This is a genomic window from Aequoribacter sp., assembly GCF_965659035.1.
Taxonomy (GTDB): Bacteria; Pseudomonadota; Gammaproteobacteria; order Pseudomonadales; family Halieaceae; genus Aequoribacter.
This window is the reverse complement of record NZ_CBFHWH010000037.1, coordinates 1-19,343: the sequence shown is the minus strand read 5'-3', so window position 1 is coordinate 19,343 and position 19,343 is coordinate 1. Positions and strand designations below refer to the sequence as shown.

The window sequence follows — 19,343 nt, the reverse complement described above, 5'->3', positions numbered from 1 at the left end:
TGGCGGTCGACACCAGGCCATCATTCGCACCTAATACCGCGGCGCGAAGCCAGCCAACACGATGAATGTAATGATGTTCTGGATGGGACATGAGAAAGACCTTCACTTTTAGAGAAACCAGTATAAACCGTTTGGCCGGGATTTGAGTAGTTCAGGCGCAAGACGACACCGCAACAAAAAAAGGCACCAAAGGTGCCTTTTGAAGATGGCGGTGGAGGAGGGATTCGAACCCTCGATACCGGTTAAGGTATGCACCCTTAGCAGGGGTGTGGTTTCAGCCACTCACCCACTCCACCGAACTGTGTTGGTCAACTTGCGTTAACCGAATCTCGTTTGTCTCATCCCTCTCGTCGGGATGGATTTAAGTGCCGCAAAGTAAAACTTATTACACCAAAATTTAAGGCGGCGATGATACCATATTGATCAATAATTCAAAGGGTAAATCGCGGCTAGTTCTAATTTTCCTTGGCTTTCTGCTCGTTATCGCTAGTTTGGCTTTCAGACAGCTCGCTGCGCGTAATCGACACACTCTTCGGCGCATCAATCCCAATCCTAACTTGGCCACCTTTAGAGGCCACAACCGTAATGGTGACATCGTCACCAATAGTAATGCTCTCGCCGACTTTCCTGGTCAGTATTAACATCCTGTTCTCCTGAGACCCGAGCGGTCTATTCCTCTACGGGCTCTGCATCCAAGCCAAACGCTGTATGCAGGGCGCGGACGGCTAGCTCCAAGAACTTTTCTTCGATAATCACCGAGATCTTAATCTCGGAAGTGGTGATCATCAAAATATTGATACCCACATCGGCCAAGGCAGAGAACATTTGGCTAGCAACGCCAGCATGTGACCGCATGCCTACGCCCACAACAGACACTTTGGCAATTTTGCTATCGCTTTCTACACTTTTCGCGCCAATTTCCGCCACTACACCCTGCAGAATTTCTTGCGCTCGCGCCAAGTCACCGCGTGCAACAGTGAAGGTAAAGTCGGTAGTATTGTCATGCCCAACGTTCTGAACAATAACATCGATCTCGATATTAGCTTCGCCAATAGGACCCAAAATTTTATAGGCAATACCCGGCATATCAGGTACGCCCGATACAGTGAGTTTAGCTTCATCGCGCGTAAAGGCTATGCCTGCGATTGTTGGGGTTTCCACGTCATTAAGCTCCTCGATGGAAATCAGGGTACCAGGCCCCTCTTGAAAACTGTGCAGTACCCTCAAAGGCACTTGATACTTACCGGCAAACTCGACCGCGCGGATCTGCAGGACTTTAGAACCCATGCTCGCCATTTCGAGCATTTCTTCAAACGTAATACGATCTAAACGCTGCGCACTACTTACAACCCTTGGGTCAGTCGTGTAGACACCATCAACATCGGTGTAAATTTGGCACTCATCGGCTTTTAGAGCGGCCGCTAAGGCAACCGCCGTAGTATCTGAGCCGCCACGACCCAGGGTCGTGATATTGCCCTTTTCGTCAACACCTTGGAATCCTGCCACCACAGTGACATAACCCGCTTCCAAATCGGCGCGCAAGTTCTGGTCGTCGATATGCTGAATACGCGCTTTAGTGTGGGCGCTGTCGGTTAGGATCTTTACTTGTCCGCCAGTGTAAGACTTTGCTTTTACGCCCCGTTTGGTAAGCGCCATCGACAACAGTGCGGTGGTTACCTGCTCACCGGTCGAAACCAAAACATCCATCTCGCGCGGTACAGGGCGCGCCTGGATTTCATTAGCCAAGCCAATCAATCGATTCGTTTCGCCGCTCATAGCCGACACCACGACGACGACCTGATGACCCTCACCGTGAAACTTTGCGACTTTGTCAGCCACACCCTCGATTCGTTCGATTGTGCCAACTGAGGTACCGCCAAATTTTTGAACAATTAAGCTCATCGAGCTATTTGACCCCTTCAGAAAAGGCGCGCATTAAACAATATTTAGGCGCGCTTGAAAACTATTTCACCCGATTTATGGCAGCTGCGTATCAACCCACGCAGGCACCGCACCCAAGACGTCGTTCAGGGCAGCTACATCGGTACCGCCACCTTGCGCCATATCGGGTCTACCGCCCCCTTTACCGCCCAGTCGCGTCGCGAACTCGCGCATCAAATCACCAGCCTTGACACGATCCGTTACCGCTTTAGACACACCTGCCGCCAACACGATTTTATCGTCGACCACAGACGCAAGCAGCACCACAGAATCACCGAGCTTCGATTTCATTTGATCAACCGCATCGCGAAGCGCCTTGGCATCAGCACCGTCAAGTCGGGCGGCGAGGACAGGCACACCTCTGACCTCAATTGCCTGAGAGGCGAGTTCACCGCCAGCCGCTTGAGCCATCTTCATTTTGAGCTGGTCGATTTGCTTTTCAAGCTCGCGAATCTGCCCGCGCATTGCCGCAACACGAGATACAACGTTCTCGGGTTGTGCTTTAAGCTCAAGGCATACGCCCTGCAGGGCGGTATCGAGCGAATTGATCTCAGCCAGTGCGCCGACGCCTGTTACCGCCTCGATACGGCGAACACCAGCAGCAATACCACTTTCACTCACAATTCGAAAAACGCCGATATCACCGGTCCGACCAACATGCGTGCCACCGCATAGTTCCACGGAGAACGAATCTGTACCCATAGCCAAGACGCGCACTTCATCACCGTATTTCTCACCGAACAAGGCCATAGCGCCCGCTTGCACCGCCTCATCCATGTTCATGAGCCGAGTAGAGACTTCGGTGTTTGCCATCACGTGCGCATTCACAATCGCATTCAGCTGTGCAAGCTCGTCTGCACTAACTGGCGCGCCGTGAGAGAAGTCAAAACGTAACCGCTCGGCTGTTACCAAGGACCCTTTCTGCTGTACATGGCCACCTAGGACTTGTCGCAAAGCTGCGTGCAATAAATGGGTCGCCGAGTGATTGGCTCGAATCTGATCCCGCAAATGCTCGTCGATTTGCATCGAGACGGACGCTCCCACAGCCAACTCACCCGACTCCACGTGAACGTGATGTAAGTGCAAGTCGCCTTGTTTCGTGGTATCCAAAACTCGGGCGGATAGACCTGGTGCCGTGAGCGCTCCCGTATCGCCTGTTTGCCCACCGGACTCGGCATAAAACGGTGTCCGATCAAAAACAACGACACCCTGCTGACCGGCCGCTAGGGTAGATACTTTTTCGCCGTCAACAATAATAACCTCGACCATGCCGCTAGCTTTGGCATCACTGTACCCTAAAAATTCGGTAACGCCTTCCAGCGCAATCGTCTTGCTGTAATCAACAACAAATTTGCCACCTTCCTGCGAGCGAGCGCGCTGCTTCGCCATGGCCTCATCGTAACCCGTCATATCTAGCGTCAAACCACGCTCACGCGCAATGTCATTGGTCAAGTCGACAGGAAAGCCATAGGTGTCGTAAAGCTTGAAGACGATATCACCCGGAATTTCACCCCCTTGAAGTTCCTGCAAAGACTCTTCGAGGATCTGCATACCGTTATCCAGAGTCTTGGCAAACTGCTGTTCCTCTTGTAACAAGACCTGCGCCACTCGCCCAGCCTGTTGCGCTAACTCGGGGTACGCCTCGCCCATTTGTGCACTCAACGCATCGACCAGCTTGTAGAAGAAAGGCTCGGTCGCACCCAGTTTATTGCCGTGGCGCACCGCGCGGCGGATGATGCGGCGAAGAACATAACCTCGACCTTCGTTGCCAGGGACCACGCCATCAACAATCAAGAAGCTGCAAGAGCGGATATGGTCTGCGATCACGCGTAGCGAGTTATCCAGCAGATCGTCACAGTTAACGGCCTGCGCGGCTGCTTTAATCAGCGCCTGAAACAGGTCGATTTCGTAGTTACTGTGGACATTTTGCATGACCGCTGCAATCCGCTCTAACCCCATACCTGTATCGACTGAAGGTTTAGGTAGCGGGTGGAGCTCCCCGCTCGCGTCGCGATTAAACTGCATAAACACCAGATTCCAGATCTCGATATAGCGATCCAAATCGTCGTTCTCAGACCCCGGTGGGCCGCCGGGCACGTCGGCGCCATGGTCATAGAAAATTTCAGAGCTGGGACCGCAGGGGCCGGTGTCACCCATCTGCCAAAAGTTATCTTCGTCTAAGCGCGAGAACCGTTCGGCGCTAACGCCCATTTCCTTGATCCAGATATCGGCCGCCTCGTCATCGGACACGTGCACCGTGACCCATAAACGCTCCTCCGGCAAACCCAGCACCCCGGTTAAGAACGTCCAAGCAAACTTGATAGCATCGCGTTTGAAGTAGTCACCAAAACTAAAGTTGCCCAACATTTCAAAGAATGTGTGATGTCGCGCAGTGTAGCCTACGTTCTCGAGATCGTTGTGTTTACCACCGGCGCGAACGCAGCGCTGTGAGCTGGTCGCTCGCACATAGTCCCGTGGCTCAGATCCTAAAAAAGTATCTTTGAATTGATTCATCCCTGCGTTAGTAAACAATAGGGTAGGATCATTCTCGGGCACCAAGGAACTACTCGCGACTCGCGTGTGGCCCTGACTCTCAAAATAAGACAAAAACGCTTCGCGTATTTCTACGGTTTTCATAGGGGATCTCGGTTACTTAATTCGTTAGGGCGCGAGCTGCGCTTCAGTGAAGTCGCGTCCAGCCAACAAATGCAGGTGCAAATGGAAAATTGTTTGGCCACCGCCTTCGCCATTATTCACGATCAAACGAAAGCCCTCGGCAACGCCCAACTGGCGAGCCACCTCTCCGGCAACCAACATAAGATGCCCAAGTAAGGCTTGATCGTCTGCCTCAGCATCCGCCAACTTTACGATGGGCTTTTTCGGAATAATCAGCACGTGAATGGGCGCGACGGGGTTGATGTCGTTAATCACAATGCACTGATCGTCTTCAAATACGACATCGGACGGAATTTCGCGCGCAATAATCTTCTCAAACAGAGTGCTCATAACTTAGTCCAACTTTTCGTCGGCGGTTAACAACCGCGCTTCACTCTCAAGCATTACAGGGATACCGTCTCGAATGGGATACGCTAAACCACTTGCCTTACACACCAGCTCTTGCGCCTGCTCATCGTATTCCAGTGGCGCTTTAGTGACTGGACAGACCAGGATTTCTAGCAATTTTTTATCGAGCACGAAGCCTCCACGACACGAGAGTGAACAATCTCATCAACATAACGCGCAAGTATAGCGCGAATTTTAAGGCGCGGGCACTAGTGAGAACAAGGTATTCGGATCGACGCGATCATCCCGAAAATTCATGCGCCAATCAAGATGGGGCCCTGTCGCACGACCCGTCGCACCGACTTCACCAATTTTATCACCCTGGGCAACCATGTCCCCCACTCGCACACTCACCTGGCTCATATGCAAAAAGGACGACGTTACGCCGTACCCGTGATGAATAATCACAGTGCCACCAGAGTAGTAGAGGTCTGGTTCAGCGAGCACCACAAGCCCCATCACAGGCGCCGAGACTGGCGTTCCCGTGGGTCGAGCGATGTCCAAACCATAATGTGGATTGCCAGGTTTACCGTTATAAATGCGCTGACTGCCGTAGACTCCAGAAATTCGTCCCGTGAGCGGCATTTGGGTTGTCGACAGAAGTTGTTCGATGCACGCGTCACACTCGTAAACCTGCTGTTTGGCCGCTCGCACCAGCGCCCCCTCTCTGCGAATACGCTCGAAATCCTCCTGAGGAGGGGTAACCGTGCGCTGAGGAACGCCCTCGACAACGGAGACCTTGTATTCACGCGCGCGCAACACAATGGGCTGTTCGCAGATTCTGCCGTCCGTAAAGGTGACTCTCAGCTTATTGTCCAACGCCGAGTCGCGCCCCAAACCAACCCAGCTCAACCGGTCATCAATCAATGGCAGTAGCTGCTCGTTAAACCTCACTGCGCTTATATTGGAGGACTCAAAGCGCAGCCAAGCGCCTTGTGTCAATTCGCCACGCACATCAACACACTCAGCGAGGGCCGGACTGAGCCAAACAGAAAACACCAACAATAATACTCTTAACCAGTCGCGCATAGTTTTACCTCGTTACTTGAGCTAGAGTTTACTACGCAAATTCATCAACGCAATTCGGAGCAAATGTGTCTCGGTATCGACCTCCACGCCCGCCAAGCGCACCTTACATTACCGCGGCAGGTGCAGCCACGTTAAAGTCGGAGCTCGATGAGCTCTGGAGAGTCGAGCGTCCCAAAGTCACAGACGCCGTCCGAGAAGCAGCCAAAAATGGCGACCGATCGGAGAACGGCGATTACATCTATGGGAAGAGGCGACTCCGAGAAATAGACAGCCGTGTCCGCTACCTCACAAAACGCCTAGAGTCACTCAAAGTCGTTAGTGCACCACCATCGGAACCCGACCGAATATTCTTTGGTGCCAGCGTAACCCTCGAGGACGAAGAAGGCTCCCTTCAAACTCTGCACATTGTTGGCGCGGATGAAATCGATCCCAAAACAGGCAAGATTAGCATCGACGCGCCTATTTCTCGTGCCTTACTGGGCAAACGCATGGATGACGAGATCGAGTATCAAGCGCCTGCAGGTCGGCAAATACGCTACGTTACGGAAGTCAACTATCGGCTCCTTGAGGGCAAGGATTGACTTTTCTATGCGACAACCCTGAGGCAAGAGTAGCTTCAACTATTCACTAAGAAAATTCTTCACATAATGCCCAATAATAGACACGAATCGTTATAATGCCGCCTTTTAATTACTGCCGTATGCTGGTGCCATAGATACGCTATCAGCCGCGAGGGTCATACCAATGTCAAACGCAACTTACGAAGCACTTTATAACCGCAACGAATTCCTTGATCGCCACCTTGGTTTAACCGACGTGCAGCAGCATGAAATCGCCCAAACGCTTGGCTTTGCCTCGTTGGATGAACTCATCGCGGCCACCGTACCTAGCAGCATACTGAAAAACGATCTAATGCCACTGGACAGTGCGCAAACCGAGCGCGACACCCTGGCGGAGATCAAAGCGATCGCGCAGCAAAACAAAGTGCACCGATCCTATATTGGCTGCGGTTTCTACAACACGATCACGCCAAATGTCATCGCTCGCAACGTGCTGGAAAACCCCGGCTGGTATACCGCTTACACGCCGTATCAGCCCGAAATTTCTCAGGGGCGCCTCGAAGCATTATTGACATACCAGCAAATGGTGATCGACATGACGGGCATGCCCATGGCTAATGCCTCGATGCTCGACGAGGCCTCGGCGGCAGCAGAGGCCATGACCCTGCTAAATCGTGTCAACAAAAAATCAAAATCAGAGACGTTCTTGGTGGCCGAGGACTGCCACCCCCAAACCATAGCCGTTGTACAAACCCGCGCTGAACCGCTGGGAATAAAGGTGGTCATCGGCGATATCGCCGAGCTCGTTAAATCCGAAGAAGCCTTTGGAGCACTGGTGCAGTACCCGGGCACCTACGGCGATGTTCGTGAACTTAGCCCACTGGTGGAAATCGCCCACAGCAAAAACACATTAGTCGCCGTCGCTGCTGACCTAATGAGCCTTGCCTTACTAAAATCTCCCGGCGCTCAAGGTGCCGATGTCGTGCTAGGAAACACGCAACGTTTCGGTGTACCCATGGGCTTTGGTGGCCCTCATGCTGCTTATTTCGCCACCCGCGAAGAGTACAAACGCTCAACTCCAGGCCGCATTATTGGCGTATCGATCGACCGCAGTGGCAATCGAGCGCTTCGCATGGCCATGCAAACCCGCGAGCAGCATATCCGACGCGAGAAGGCCACCAGCAACATCTGCACGGCCCAAGCGCTGCTAGCGATCATGGCGGGATTCTACGCGATGTATCATGGCCCCAAGGGCGTCAGACGGATCGCAGAGCGCATTCACTTCTTGACCGCAACACTCGCCACGACCCTGAAGCAAGCTGGTGTGCAGGTCGTAACGCAAAGCTACTTTGATACCCTCAAACTAAAGGTCGACGATAGCGCGAGCCTGCTGGAGAGAGGCTACCAACAAGAAATTAACCTGCGTCCAATCGATTCGAGCCATATAGGCATCTCCATTGATGAAACAACGACCCTCGAGGATATCCGAGAGTTAGTGACACTCATCACGGGCCAAGAGCTCGACCTTGCTGAGCCAGAGCACATTATTTCTCAGACACTGGCGCGCAATGTGGATTATCTACAGCACCCACTGTTCAACGATTTCCAGTCAGAAACCGAAATGCTGCGCTACATGCGTCGTCTGGAGTCAAAGGATATTGCGCTGAACCAAGCCATGATCCCTTTGGGTAGCTGCACCATGAAGCTTAATGCAACGGCAGAGATGATTCCTGTCACATGGCCCGAGTTTGCCAACATGCACCCCTTTGCGCCTGCTGACCAGACCAAGGGATATCAGATCCTGCTAGAGCAGCTCGAGCAAATGCTAATTACCTGCACAGGCTACGACGCAATGTCGTTGCAGCCTAACGCGGGTTCGCAAGGTGAATATGCGGGCCTTCTGGCGATTCGTCGCTACCACGAAAGTCGCGGCGACCATCACCGCACGATTTGCCTAATTCCATCATCGGCACACGGCACCAACCCTGCCAGTGCGGTCATGGCTGGAATGAGTGTCGTCATTGTCGCCTGCGACAACCACGGCAACGTGGACATGAACGATTTGCGCGCGAAAGTCGAGCAATATTCGGATACCTTAGCCGCCATCATGGTCACCTACCCCTCGACTCACGGCGTTTTTGAGGAAGAAATCGTCGCTTTGTGCGATTTAATCCACCAGCACGGCGGGCAAGTTTACGTGGACGGCGCCAACCTCAATGCACTTGTGGGTATTGCTGCTCCTGGCAAATTCGGGGCTGATGTCTCGCACCTCAACTTGCACAAGACCTTCTGCATTCCTCACGGTGGCGGCGGCCCAGGCATGGGGCCAATTGGCGTTGGTGCTCATTTGGCACCGTTTTTGCCCTCGCATCCCATAAGCCCTGTTGGTTCGCTTCCAGCGACGAATGACACAGTCTCATCAGCGCCTTTCGGCAGCGCGTCAATATTGCCTATTTCGTGGGTTTACATCCGACTGATGGGAGCCGAGGGTTTGCGGTTGGCTAGCCAAGTCGCCATTTTATCGGCCAATTACATTGCTCACCGACTAAAAGGCCACTACCCAGTTTTGTATACCGGCAAAACTGGCACTGTGGCACATGAGTGCATTATCGATATCCGCCCCATTAAAGAGCAAAGTGGCATCAGCGAAGAAGATATCGCCAAGCGCCTAATGGACTTTGGATTCCATGCGCCGACCATGTCGTTTCCCGTAGCTGGCACCCTCATGATTGAACCCACTGAGTCGGAGTCGCTGGCCGAACTGGATCGCTTCTGCGATGCCCTTATCACCATCCGCGATGAAATTCGCAAAGTGGAAAGCGGAGAATTTGATGCCGAGGACAACCCACTGAAAAACGCGCCGCACACTGCTCTCGAAATCGCGCGTGACGATTGGTCCCACGCCTACACTAGGGAGCAAGCGGTATACCCACTACCCTCGTTGCGACATGCGAAATACTGGCCTCCTGTCAACCGTGTAGACAACGTCTATGGTGATCGAAACCTGGTCTGTTCTTGCCCCCCGATCGAGTCATACGTCCAGTAGCCTTTGCAGGGTGCCAGACGTAATAAGACAGGTTTTGTAGCGCCTAATCTGCCTGCAAATCATCGACACCTTCCATACCGAAGGTGTCGGACCAGGTGTTAATCAGGTCATGCAAATGCTCTTGTGAGCGGAGCTTGCGGCGATTGCCGCGTGGCACCAACTTATTGGTTTGCTCCTCGTCCAACAAGCGCGCTTTAGCTCGATCACGCCACTGCAGCTCAAGCACATCCAAGATAAGCTGCTTGGCCGCCGGATCGTAGACTGGACAGGTAACCTCGACCCTAAAATCGAGATTCCGGGTCATCAAATCCGCCGACGAAATAAACACTTTTGGATCACCAGCATTTTCAAACACAAACACCCTTGGGTGCTCTAGGTAGCGATCGACGATGCTGATGGCTCGGATATTCTCACTCAACCCCTTAACACCTGCCTTCATCGCGAACATACCCCGTACGATAAGTCTGATTTTAACGCCTGCCTGACTGGCTTGGTAAAGCTTATCGACGATAGGTTTGTCCACAAGGTTATTGCATTTAATGAAAATTCCAGACTTGCGTCCTGCCTTGGCATTGGCAATTTCCGTGTCAATCAAGGCCATTAGGCCAGATCGATTGGTATTGGGTGACACCATCAGATGTCGGTAGCGGAAACGCCGATAGGTATGACGAATAAAGTCAAAGACGTTGGCGACCTCTTTACCGATCTCGCGATCGGCTGTCAGCAGACTGAAGTCAGTATAAAGTCTGGCGGTGCTTTCGTTGAAGTTGCCCGTGCCGATGTGGGCGTACTGGCGCTCGTAGCCATCTTCTTGACGATTGATCAATATGAGTTTGGAATGCACTTTTAAGCCAGGAATACCAAAAATCACCTGAACACCAGCATCACCAAGCACCCGCGACCAGCGAATGTTGGCGCTTTCATCGAAGCGCGCCTGCAACTCGATCACCACAGTGACTTGCTTCTGATTACGCGCCGCATTTATCAGCGCGTTCACGACATGCGAATTGGACGCCACCCTGTAGAGCGTCATGCTGATGGACGTCACCGAAGGATCGAGCGCCGCCGTATGCAGAAAATCCTCGATATAACGAAACGAATGATAAGGGTAATACAGAAGAATATCGCGCTCGCGAATTTTCCCGAAAATACTGGAACCCGGCTTATCAAGATAAGGCAAGCGAGCCGGCTCCATCGGATCAAACTCTAAGTAGTCTGGGCCCAAGTTAGGAAATTTCATGAAGTCTTTAGAATTGTGGTAGCGACCACCAGCGATGAAGCTATCGTACTTACCCAAATTGAAACGTTTGGCCAAAATTTCGAGCAAATCCTCGGGCATTTCGCTGTCGTACACAAAGCGAACTGGGTCCGCTTTTTTGCGCCGCGCTAAACTGCCGTCGACTTTATCGATAAGACTTTGGGTAATCTTCTCGTCCATCTCTAATTCCGCGTCGCGGGTAATTTTGATGGTGTAGGCCTGGGCATCTTCAATATCGAGAACGCCTCGGAACACTTCCTTCAGGCAATGTCGAATGATGTTATCCAATACGATAATCGCTTTTTTGCGGCGCGAACCTTTGGGCGGAATGTAAACAAAACGATCAATTCGGTCGGTTGGAATTTCGAGTAAGGCGTACTGCACTTTACCGTTGGTCAATGCCATTCGAATCGCAAAATAGATCGAGGCATCGTTCAGTTCGGGTAACTGAGTTGCACCCTTCAGAAACAGCGGCGAGAGCTCGGGCAGGACGTTATCCCGAAAGTAACGTTCAACAAAAGCCGATTGATCAGCGCGCAGCTGTCGCTCGTTAATCAAATAAATATTGCGTCGACGCAGCGCTATCAGGCAACCCCGATACACCTCGTCGAACTTTTGCTGTAACTCCCTTACCCGACTTTGAATCTGCTTCAAAAGCAAGCGAGCGGCGTCTTTGTCTTCCCCGGTTGAAAAGGCAGCCAAGCGACGAACATCGGCAACTCGGACCCGGAAAAACTCGTCCATGTTGTTAGAAAATATACCTAAATAGCGGACCTGCTGAATCACGGGCACGTCTCGACTGGACGCTTCTTGCAGCACGCGTTCGTTGAAGGACAGCCAACTAAGTTCTTTGGCTACGTACTTATCGTCGTCATTCATAGTGTGTCATCTTTTTGTACTTGCCTTTTCATATTAACGTCATATCCTTGCTGTTTTATGACAAGATTAAGGAGCCAGACATTGTCGTCTGATTTGTACGCAGCGCTTGATTTAGGTTCCAACAGTTTCCATCTGCTTGTCGGGCGCCTTCAAGGCGACAAAATCGAAACCGTTGATCGCGTTAAAGATACTGTGCGCTTGGCCGCAGGTCTACAGCCAGATCGCAGTTTGTCAGAAGAGGCCAAAACCCGAGCGCTTGAGAGTCTTGCGCGCTTTGCTCAGCGTATTGGCGGCATCCCGCCCAAGCAGGTTAGAGTCGTCGCAACCAACACCTTCCGAGTCGCTTCCGAATCAGGAAAATTTCGCAAACAAGCCGAAGCTGCCTTGGGCGCTCCCATCGAAATCATCAGCGGACAAGAAGAAGCGCGCTTAATTTTTTTAGGTGTCGCCAAAGACTTTGCCCCCGATCGACAAAAACGTCTCGTGGTCGACATCGGAGGTGGATCAACAGAACTGATCATTGGCAAACGTGAGCCGCAATTGCTTGAAAGTTTACATATGGGGTGTGTCACTTGGACGCAACGATACTTCCCCAAAGGCATGGATGCTAGCCGCTATAAAAAGGCCGTGATCAATGCGAAAAGCGTACTTCAACCCCATGTAAAAAAGTTCAGCAGTATAGGCTTCGCTGACACAGTGGGCTCCTCGGGTACGATTAGAGCCATTGGTGAATTGATGCCGCTAGTCGGTGGTAATGCTCACGAGATCACCTTAAAAGGCCTACAAGATCTTGCAGACCGTTGGATCAACAAGCCTGAAAAACTTGATCTCTCTGGCGTATCGAGCAGCCGTCTCGCGGTCTTACCCGGTGGCTTCGCGGTATTGCAAGCCTTGCTTGAATCCCTCCCAATCGAAGTCATGCACACCTCGGTTTACACTATGAAAGAAGGTGTACTTTACGACTTGGCTGGCAAAACAGCCCATCACGATCGTCGCGAGCGCACCGTGAGCCGTATGATGAGCATGTATAACGTCGACGTCGAGCAAGCAGACCGTGTCTATGACAGCGCCGAACTGTTATTGGAAAAGGTGGCGGAGCACGTGCAACATGAAGTCGAGGTCGCAAGAGAATACCTCGAGTGGGCGACCGACCTTCATGAAATTGGTTTCGCGGTTGCCCATGGTGGACATCAAAAACTGGGAGCATGGCTCGTCGAAAACTCTGACATGCCAGGATTTACGCGCCGAGAACAAGCTACCTTGAGTTTTTTAATTCGTAATCAACGCAAAGCAATAACGCCCAACACCAGTGATTATGGCATTTTGGAAGATTGGGTTTTAGTTTTGGTCTTACGGCTCGCAATTTTACTCAACCGCAGTCGTACACCGCAGAAAATGCCCCGACTGGAATTCAAGCTCAAGAGTAAACGATTCGAACTGCACATACCCGCTGATTGGCTCGGGGAGCACCCCCTAACAAACTTCGATCTGGAGCGCGAAACCAACTACTGGAGCGCCGTAGGTATCGAGTTTAAAGTCTGTGAAACCTGAGCGCTGTTTAATCTATACAAAACGTCCACTTTGTTATAAGTTCTAGAAAAACAAGAGCTCACTCAAATTTGAAAGCACGCAAAGCCACGTCCGTTGACATAGCCTACATGGCTGGAGTTTCCCAGTCGACTGTTTCTCGCGCGTTAAGAAACAGTCCTTTGGTCAACCCAGAAACTCGCGCTAAAGTGCATGAGATCGCCAAGCAGCTTAACTACAAAGTCGATAAAAACGCAGCGAGTCTTCGAACCCAACAAAGCCAAACTCTAGCGTTATTGTTGTTCGAAGATCGCGCTACCGACGACTCAATGATCAACCCCTTCTTTTTATCGATGTTGGGCAATATTACTCGAGCCGCCGCTAACGCCGGCTATGATTTATTGGTCTCCTTTCAACAGCTTAGTGAGGATTGGCACAGTGAGTACGAAGTCGCCAGTCGTGCTGATGGCTTAATTTTATTGGGCTACGGCGACTACATCACTTACCAACCAAAACTCGAAGTACTAGCGCAAGAAGGCGCCCACTTTATCATCTGGGGGCCTATTGTTCAGGGCCAACCCGGGCACTCTTTGGGGTGTGACAACTATTTAGGTGGAACCATCGCGGCGAATCATTTAATTGAACTGGGACGTAGGAAACCGGTATTCATTGGCGACGCATCTGAGCATTGCCCTGAGTTCGAACTCCGCTACCAGGGTTTTTGCGATACTTTAAAAAAAGCGGGGATCACCCCCCCAGCTCCTCAGTTTGCCCTAAACGAAGAACAAGCGGGTTACCAAGCCATGCTGGAGCTTTTAGATTCAAAAGTAGACTTCGACTCCTTATTCACCGCAAGCGATCTCATGGCGATAGGCGCAATGAAAGCTCTGAAGCAAAGAAATATTGCCATCCCAGAGCAGATTTCCGTAGTCGGCTTTGATGACATTATGGCGTCTCAGTACGTCAACCCCGCACTGACAACGATACACCAAGACACTCAGCGCTCGGGAGAGATACTGGTGCAGAACTTAATCGCGCTGATTCGGGGCGAAGAAGTTGACTCTCAACTCATTCGCCCCTCATTAGTGGTGCGAGAATCCTGCGGAGCCAAGCGCTAGCCTCTAGTCAAACGGTTGAACACGGTTCCAAACCTGCACACCATGAGCAGACACTTCACTCGACCAATCGCCCTGTACAAGCCCTTTCATCTCACCCGTAATTAGGTTTTTATAGCGACCAGAGTGAGGCACGTAGATCGATACCATTTCTGACGTATCACCTTTATTCAGCAACACTAACGCTGTCTCGTTAAAACGTGTGTCTTGGTATTCTCTTACAAACGCAGCCGTGTTCACCCCAAAATCACCATTGCGCTGCACACCACGTTGCAGAGCTACGCTGGCTTTGCGCGCTGCCGCAATTTTTATAAGCGCCTGGCGAATTGGGTGCTCAGTGCCCGCGTCTACCCGATCTTGCCCGTAATAATCGCGGTTGCCTGCATGCTCAGCCCGTCCTCGCCGAAATCCCGTTTCAGACCCGTAGTACACCACAGGAATGCCACGCGATGTAAATAACCAGTTATGTGCGTCGATGAAGCCTTGATCGGTGGCATTCATACGAGGCATATCGTGATTATCGTAAAAGGTCATCAAATCGTAAGGGTTAGCGTAAACCCCATCGTTTAGATGTAAGTAAGATAAGAGCTCGGTCATGGGCTTTTGCTCTTGCCCAAACACCGCCTGCATCGCTTTTTGCCCAGGAAAGTCTAGGACGCTGATACCACCATTTTCTGGAAACGTATGCTGTGCGATCGCTTGAGCATTGTGATCCCAATGCTCAGCAAAAAAGAACAAATCCGGATACTTTGCTCGCACGCGATCGGTAACCGTCTTCCAAAAATGGTTTGGTACGTGCTTGATCGTGTCAATTCGAATGGCATCGGCGCCTGCGTCCAACCAGTGCAAATAAGAGCCAACCAAGTACTCTACCACCGCTGGATTGTTCTCGTTGAAGTTTGAAAGCTGTGCGATATCTTGGCTCGGATGAAAAAAAGCACTTAGGGGGTCACTCATATCGAGTTCTTCGGGGTAAGTGTTTTTGTGGTCTGCCAGTAACCTCCCATCTTGATCGTAGATTTCGCCAAACTTGGGTTGATCCTCGGGCATATCAAAAGATGGAGAACCATGATTCCCCACAATATCCAACACAAAGTCTAAACCAGCCTGATCGAGCGCCTGAGTAAATTGCGTAAAGTCGAGGCCTGGTGATGGGAGATGCTCATCTAATTCGTAAAAGTTCACACCCCAATAGCCGTGATAGCCGGTCTTGCCTTTGTCGGTAAACCACCCCTCGCCCAGCGCAAAACCACCACTGAACGCTTGATCAGGATTATCGATTACCGGAGTGCCCCACACCGCACCAAACCCCATTTCAGAAATGTAATCAGCGTTGTTTACAATACCCTTAAAATCCCCCCCCATATAACCTAGGTTAGCCACAGCCTGCCCATTTTTAACGATGGGCCTGTTAAAGGTCGGATATTCACCACCCTGCTCTTCCTGGTTATTGCTGGGATCGCCATCCACAAATCGGTCGGTGACAACGAAGTACACCGCCTTGGACGCAAAGGGCTCTTTCGTACCGATGATCTCTGTCACCGCTGTTTGATTGTCAGATGCAGCGGCCAACCATGACGCGCTACAAACAGCCAATACCAATAAGCGTGTATTGGCGCGGCACAGTCTAGGCATGGTCGTTATCCTCAACTCGAAGGGTGACCAAGCCACTGATCACCATAAAAAGCCCTCCCAGCAACAACGCGTAAATAGCTTGACCATCGAAGAATGTTCGCACCATAAAGCCCAAAATGCTTGCCGCCAATATCTGTGGAATCACAATAAAAAAGTTGAAAATCCCCATGTAGACACCCATTTTGCTGGACGGTAATGACCCGCTCAGAATGGCGTAGGGCACAGATAAAATAGACGCCCATGCAATCCCCACGCCGACCATGCTGAGCAACAGCCACGTTGGATCTTGAATCACTAAGAACGAAGCCAGGCCCAGGCCACCGGCTACCATGCAGATTAAATGAGCCACGCGACGCCCAAAACGATTGGCCAAAACAGGGATCAAAAACGCAGCAAGAGCGGCAAACCCGTTATACGATGCGAACAATACGCCTACCCAATCGGCTCCATTGTTGTATGCGGCCGTCGTCGGATCGCTGGATCCGAAATGGGTTTCCGTAACAGCAGAGGTGGTGTAAATCCACATCGCAAACAGCGCGAACCAAGCAAAAAACTGTACAAGGGCCAACTGCTTCATGGTGTTAGGCATGTGAAACAAGTCGTCTACGATCTCGTATAACATGGCATCTTGCTTACCTTGCCTCGCAAGGTTGGACACCACCAGTTGTAAGAGCGCGAACACACCACATCCACCCGCTAGGATGTAGAGCTGCTTATCCAGCGCAAAACCCCATACGCACGCGGTGATGACCAGTGCTGCGAAACCCCAGTTTAAGGCGCCTGAGACATATTGCGCTGGCGTGCGCCGGTGTTCAACAGCGACCGCTGCGTGTTCCGAATTGCCGCTTTTCTCGAAAGCCTCCAGCTCTGCAGGACTGTATTCTTTGGTCGAGATAACAGTCCACATTACAGCCGCAAAAAATACAGCCGCACCGGCGTAAAATGCGAATTTAACTGAGTCAGGCACCTCGCCTGCTGGCGCGACATTACTGACCTCAAACCAATTAGTCATCATCCACGGTAGTGCGGAGGCAACGACAGCACCAATGCCAATAAAGAAGCTTTGCATCGCGAAGCCCAAGGTACGCTGACGGTTGGGTAACATATCGCCAACAAAAGCCCTGAAAGGCTCCATAGAGATATTAATGGACGCGTCCATAATCCAGAGCATCCCGGCGGCGATCCACAATGTCGGCGAATTCGGCATCGCAATGAGCGCCAGAGACGACAGTATCGCTCCCCACAAGAAGTAAGGGCGCCGACGCCCCAGACCGTTCCATGTTCTATCGCTGTAATATCCGACGAGCGGCTGTACCAACAAACCTGTCACCGGCGCCGCTATCCAGAGGATGGGAATATCGTCAACATTTGCGCCTAAAGTCTGAAAGATACGACTCACATTGGAGTTTTGCAGCGCAAAGCCAAACTGGATGCCCAAAAAGCCGAAGCACATGTTCCAGATTTGTAAAAACGACAATTGTGGTTTGGTCATAGGGTTTTCTCTTATGTTTTTATGCAGTCTAACTAGAGCGGCAGCCAAGCCAAAGCCGCTCCATACGTATTCACAGGAACATTCAGTGCTCGGTCAGCCAAACACTCACAGATTGGGCCGGTAAATCTAGCATCGAGCCCTTGAGCTTGGGCGCTGGCTGGCCTGATATCGAGTTAAGCACTTGCGAGGAGTCGCTAATAAGCGCTCTGATCGCCTCACTCAGGCTGAGATCAACGTTGGTGGTGGCAAAGTTCGCAAGCACCAGAAGACATTGTTCTGGGCCGCAACGTTTGAAAGCTAGCACTTGGTCACCGCCATCGACATCCAAAGCGCTTACAAATCGAGTATCCCAGTTGCTCAAATCGTGCTGCTTAAGCAACTCGATCGCCTGTTGGTAGACCCTGCGGAGCCACAGCTCGGAGGCGGTGGACTGCCCCCCATCAAAACGACCGGTATTCATCCATCGCTGATGCGTAGGCACACCCCAGTAATCAAAAATCGTGGTGCGCGAGGCTTTACCAAAACCGGCATCTTCGTCTGAGGCTTCACCTAGCTCTTGCGCGAAATAGAGCATGATCGGCCCACGCCCTAGCAAAATTGCGGTAAGCGCTCCCGGTAGCCCTGCCTCCCCAGACCCCATAAACCCCTGGCTGGCGATCCTCTGCTCATCGTGGTTTTCTAAAAAATAGAGCATGTAAGAGTCTATATCAGAGTGCGACTCATAGGCCTCGCGTATGCGCCCTACCCCATTCTTACCTTCCATGACCGCGCGCAGAGCGTCATAAATCTCCATTTTCGAATACAGATAATCCATTCGCCCACGATAAAGGTAGTCGCGATAACGATGCGGCTCATAGATTTCGGCAAGCAATAACGTTTCGGGATACTGAGCCTTTATGTTGGAATTTAGATAACTCCAGAACTCGACTGGCACCATCTGAGCCATATCGAAGCGAAAACCATCGACGCCACGCTCCAGCCAAAACTCTGCAATCGCTAAAAACTGTTGCCATGATTGCGGGACAGAGCGAGCATTCCAGTAGGCGACTACCTCATCCACAGTTCTACTGTTGTAGGATGCCGGCAGCGTATCGAAATCAAAGCGGCCGTCTGGGCGCACACCAAAGTTAATTTTGACTGTCTCGTACCAGTCACCAATATTGGGTTCGGGGCTGCGAGCGCCATTGCCGGTCCATTTAGCAGGCGATTCGTCAAAGGTGCCATCTACGGCATCGGTTGCACGTCCACCAAGCACCGCATAGTCTGGTGACGATGGCACAATAAACGACTGCCCAGGGACGTAGTAGAAATTATTCTCACGCGCATATTCAAGGCTTGTGTCATCATTCGCACCAAAATCTATTGTGCCATCGGGCGGATTAAGTGAAACATAATTTCTCGCCACATGGTTAGGCACGATATCGATAATCACTTTTAAACCCGCGCTGTGCGTGCGCTGCACTAGGGCGTCAAATTCCTCCAGACGCCTCGTCACATCGGTCGCCAAATCGGGATTGACGGAGTAGTAGTCTTTAATCGCGTAAGGAGAACCCGCACGACCTTTAACCACATCGGCGTCGTCACTCACCAAACCCAGCTCTGGGTAATCGTTCACTACGGCGTGGTGTAAAACCCCCGTATACCAAACGTAGTTGACGCCTAAATCTTTCAAGGCGTTCAGGGCTTGCTCGTTGATATCGTCAAACTTGCCGACACCGTTTTCTTCGAGGGTACCCCAGGGCACGTTGTTATCGACTTTGTTACCGTACAGGCGAGTAAATATCTGGTAAATCACGGG

The 19,343-nt window shown here is 51.5% G+C and carries 14 protein-coding genes and 1 tRNA gene; 4 read left to right on the top strand and 11 right to left on the bottom strand.

The genetic code is table 11. The features are described from left to right. Nucleotides 1-206: 206 nt before the first annotated feature. The 7 genes from ACTF5Z_RS07255 to ACTF5Z_RS07225 all read right to left on the bottom strand — a co-directional run bounded on the left by ACTF5Z_RS07255 (nt 207) and on the right by ACTF5Z_RS07225 (nt 6,033). Nucleotides 207-296: transfer RNA gene (locus ACTF5Z_RS07255), tRNA-Ser, on the bottom strand. 159 nt (nt 297-455) lie between these two features. Next, on the bottom strand, nt 456-644 hold the full coding sequence (csrA, locus tag ACTF5Z_RS07250) for a carbon storage regulator CsrA (protein WP_438985062.1): 189 nt from the start codon (nt 642-644) through the stop codon (nt 456-458). A 25-nt stretch (nt 645-669) separates the two neighbouring features. Continuing rightward, nucleotides 670-1,902 (bottom strand): aspartate kinase, encoded by a 1,233-nt coding sequence (locus tag ACTF5Z_RS07245; RefSeq protein ID WP_438985061.1) that lies wholly within the window; start codon nt 1,900-1,902, stop codon nt 670-672. A 75-nt stretch (nt 1,903-1,977) separates the two neighbouring features. Continuing rightward, the gene (gene alaS / locus ACTF5Z_RS07240) at nt 1,978-4,578 is read right to left on the bottom strand and encodes an alanine--tRNA ligase (protein WP_438985060.1); all 2,601 of its coding nucleotides are present in this window, start codon (nt 4,576-4,578) and stop codon (nt 1,978-1,980) included. Between the two features lie 24 nt (nt 4,579-4,602). Beyond that, a complete protein-coding gene (locus ACTF5Z_RS07235; protein WP_438985059.1) occupies nt 4,603-4,947 on the bottom strand; it encodes a histidine triad nucleotide-binding protein in 345 nt (114 codons plus the stop codon). 3 nt (nt 4,948-4,950) lie between these two features. Next, nucleotides 4,951-5,136, bottom strand: a complete 186-nt coding sequence (locus ACTF5Z_RS07230; protein ID WP_009574929.1) for a Trm112 family protein — start codon at nt 5,134-5,136, stop codon at nt 4,951-4,953. A gap of 63 nt (nt 5,137-5,199) precedes the next feature. Continuing rightward, on the bottom strand, nt 5,200-6,033 hold the full coding sequence (locus tag ACTF5Z_RS07225) for a M23 family metallopeptidase (RefSeq protein ID WP_438985058.1): 834 nt from the start codon (nt 6,031-6,033) through the stop codon (nt 5,200-5,202). 65 nt (nt 6,034-6,098) lie between these two features. Between ACTF5Z_RS07225 and greB the strand changes: the two genes are divergently transcribed. Then, on the top strand, nt 6,099-6,614 hold the full coding sequence (gene greB / locus ACTF5Z_RS07220; RefSeq protein WP_438985057.1) for a transcription elongation factor GreB: 516 nt from the start codon (nt 6,099-6,101) through the stop codon (nt 6,612-6,614). Between the two features lie 163 nt (nt 6,615-6,777). After that, nucleotides 6,778-9,639, top strand: a complete 2,862-nt coding sequence (gcvP, locus tag ACTF5Z_RS07215) for an aminomethyl-transferring glycine dehydrogenase (RefSeq protein WP_438985056.1) — start codon at nt 6,778-6,780, stop codon at nt 9,637-9,639. Nucleotides 9,640-9,682: 43 nt separating this feature from the next. Here gcvP and ppk1 read toward each other — a convergent pair whose 3' ends face one another. Then, the gene (ppk1, locus tag ACTF5Z_RS07210; protein ID WP_438985055.1) at nt 9,683-11,776 is read right to left on the bottom strand and encodes a polyphosphate kinase 1; all 2,094 of its coding nucleotides are present in this window, start codon (nt 11,774-11,776) and stop codon (nt 9,683-9,685) included. A gap of 81 nt (nt 11,777-11,857) precedes the next feature. Between ppk1 and ACTF5Z_RS07205 the strand changes: the two genes are divergently transcribed. Together ACTF5Z_RS07205 and ACTF5Z_RS07200 are read left to right on the top strand one after the other, a co-directional pair. Further along, on the top strand, nt 11,858-13,327 hold the full coding sequence (locus ACTF5Z_RS07205; protein WP_438985054.1) for a Ppx/GppA phosphatase family protein: 1,470 nt from the start codon (nt 11,858-11,860) through the stop codon (nt 13,325-13,327). A gap of 107 nt (nt 13,328-13,434) precedes the next feature. Further along, complete coding sequence (locus ACTF5Z_RS07200) at nt 13,435-14,421, top strand: LacI family DNA-binding transcriptional regulator (RefSeq protein WP_423850310.1); 987 nt, start codon at nt 13,435-13,437, stop codon at nt 14,419-14,421. 3 nt (nt 14,422-14,424) lie between these two features. Here ACTF5Z_RS07200 and ACTF5Z_RS07195 read toward each other — a convergent pair whose 3' ends face one another. The 3 genes from ACTF5Z_RS07195 to ACTF5Z_RS07185 all read right to left on the bottom strand — a co-directional run. Beyond that, nucleotides 14,425-16,053 carry an alpha-amylase family glycosyl hydrolase gene (locus tag ACTF5Z_RS07195; protein ID WP_438985053.1) on the bottom strand — a complete coding sequence of 543 codons (1,629 nt, stop codon included), beginning with the start codon at nt 16,051-16,053 and terminating at the stop codon, nt 14,425-14,427. Next, nucleotides 16,046-17,545 (bottom strand): MFS transporter, encoded by a 1,500-nt coding sequence (locus tag ACTF5Z_RS07190; protein ID WP_438985052.1) that lies wholly within the window; start codon nt 17,543-17,545, stop codon nt 16,046-16,048. Before ACTF5Z_RS07190 ends, ACTF5Z_RS07195 begins: the two co-directional genes overlap by 8 nt. An 82-nt stretch (nt 17,546-17,627) precedes the next feature. Further along, nucleotides 17,628-19,343, bottom strand: a 1,716-nt coding sequence (locus tag ACTF5Z_RS07185; RefSeq protein ID WP_438985051.1) for an alpha-amylase family glycosyl hydrolase, incomplete at its 5' end; no start/stop codon positions are given.

Excerpts from the sequence above, each read along its gene's own strand:
- ppk1 (WP_438985055.1), bottom strand. The coding sequence starts at position 11,776 with ATGAATGACGACGATAAGTACGTAGCCAAAGAACTTAGTTGGCTGTCC.
- ACTF5Z_RS07245 (WP_438985061.1), bottom strand. The coding sequence starts at position 1,902 with ATGAGCTTAATTGTTCAAAAATTTGGCGGTACCTCAGTTGGCACAATC.
- csrA (WP_438985062.1), bottom strand. The coding sequence starts at position 644 with ATGTTAATACTGACCAGGAAAGTCGGCGAGAGCATTACTATTGGTGAC.
- ACTF5Z_RS07235 (WP_438985059.1), bottom strand. The coding sequence starts at position 4,947 with ATGAGCACTCTGTTTGAGAAGATTATTGCGCGCGAAATTCCGTCCGAT.
- alaS (WP_438985060.1), bottom strand. The coding sequence starts at position 4,578 with ATGAAAACCGTAGAAATACGCGAAGCGTTTTTGTCTTATTTTGAGAGT.
- ACTF5Z_RS07225 (WP_438985058.1), bottom strand. The coding sequence starts at position 6,033 with ATGCGCGACTGGTTAAGAGTATTATTGTTGGTGTTTTCTGTTTGGCTC.
- ACTF5Z_RS07195 (WP_438985053.1), bottom strand. The coding sequence starts at position 16,053 with ATGCCTAGACTGTGCCGCGCCAATACACGCTTATTGGTATTGGCTGTT.
- ACTF5Z_RS07200 (WP_423850310.1), top strand. The coding sequence starts at position 13,435 with ATGGCTGGAGTTTCCCAGTCGACTGTTTCTCGCGCGTTAAGAAACAGT.
- gcvP (WP_438985056.1), top strand. The coding sequence starts at position 6,778 with ATGTCAAACGCAACTTACGAAGCACTTTATAACCGCAACGAATTCCTT.
- ACTF5Z_RS07190 (WP_438985052.1), bottom strand. The coding sequence starts at position 17,545 with ATGACCAAACCACAATTGTCGTTTTTACAAATCTGGAACATGTGCTTC.